Here is a 1,091-nt window from a genome sequence, read left to right as displayed (position 1 = left end):
CTTAGTATCAAGTTTGAAGTGCGACACTTTTTAAAGATGCGCATGAATATACTCCAGTGGTGTTCTATACCCAAGTCTTTTGCGTGGGCGCATATTTAATTTGTGTGCAATTTCATTGCAGAGCTTCTGTGTCACGTGTGACATAGAAGTTCGTTTTGGTAAGTATTGTCGTATTAAGCCATTGGTGTTTTCATTAGTTCCTCGCTCCCATGAGTGGTATGGATTTGCAAAGTAAAACAGACAGTTATGATGTTTTTCTAGTTGTGCATAACCATGAAATTCAGTGCCGTTATCCGCAGTTATCGTCTTAAAAGGTAAGTCAGAGCGGGTCATGATTTTGCTCATTCTTACGTTGAGCGACTCGCTTGTTCTATCGTCCATTTGCCCAATAAAAGTGTAGCCAGTCATTCTGTCAACTAAAGTCACGATACAGTGCTTGGTTCCGCGGCCAACGACGGTATCAATCTCCCAGTGACCAGGCTCTTTTCGATGCTCAGCTTTTGCTGGTCTTTCGGTAATATGACGCTTTGCTGCCAGCCGACCTCGGCTGTCTTTTGAGTTATACCTTTTACGCCTTTTCTTAGTGGATTGGCGTAGGTGTTTCCATAGTGTTCCACCGAGAGTTTTGTCGTTCCAAATATGCTGATAAATGAGCTCGTGACTCATTGTTGGATAGCCTCTTACCCTTAGGTATCCGACGATTTGGTCAGGGCTCCAATCCAGTCGTAGCAAGGCTTCAGGTAACCTGAAGTCGATTTCGCTGTAACGCTTATTTCTGCGCGAGCGGCTCAGCCGGTTGCGAGCCATTTGTTGGGCTCTCCACGCCTGATAGGAGTACCTGTTAAAGTGTCTGTTGTATCGGGAATTGCGTTCAATTTCTCGATAGATAGTAGCTTTGTGACGACCCAGTTGTTTAGCTATTTTAGCGGTACTAATTCCTTGCTTTCTGAGTGCAGAAATCATATACCTTTCGTTCTCAGTGAGGTGCGTGTATTTCATGTTTTTTACTTCTTGGCGGGAGCAAAGTTCATGATTATCGCATCTCACTGTTTTTATGTTCAGAGGCGTCGCACTTCGTACTTGAATCCAAG

1 protein-coding gene is annotated in these 1,091 nt (G+C 44.1%); it reads right to left on the bottom strand.

What is annotated here, in order from left to right:
- Positions 1 to 30: 30 nt before the first annotated feature.
- Positions 31 to 999 carry an IS30-like element ISVa6 family transposase gene (locus AACV12_RS11205; protein WP_170901620.1) on the bottom strand — a complete coding sequence of 323 codons (969 nt, stop codon included), beginning with the start codon at positions 997 to 999 and terminating at the stop codon, positions 31 to 33.
- Between the last annotated feature and the right edge of the window lie 92 nt (positions 1,000 to 1,091).

This window comes from Vibrio sp. 2-2(8) (assembly GCF_963888495.1).
Taxonomy (GTDB): Bacteria; Pseudomonadota; Gammaproteobacteria; order Enterobacterales; family Vibrionaceae; genus Vibrio; species Vibrio anguillarum.
The sequence above is the reverse complement of the archived record's forward strand: the minus strand, read 5'-3'. Positions and strand labels throughout refer to the sequence as shown.

Excerpts from the sequence above, each read along its gene's own strand:
- AACV12_RS11205 (WP_170901620.1), bottom strand. The coding sequence starts at position 999 with ATGAAATACACGCACCTCACTGAGAACGAAAGGTATATGATTTCTGCA.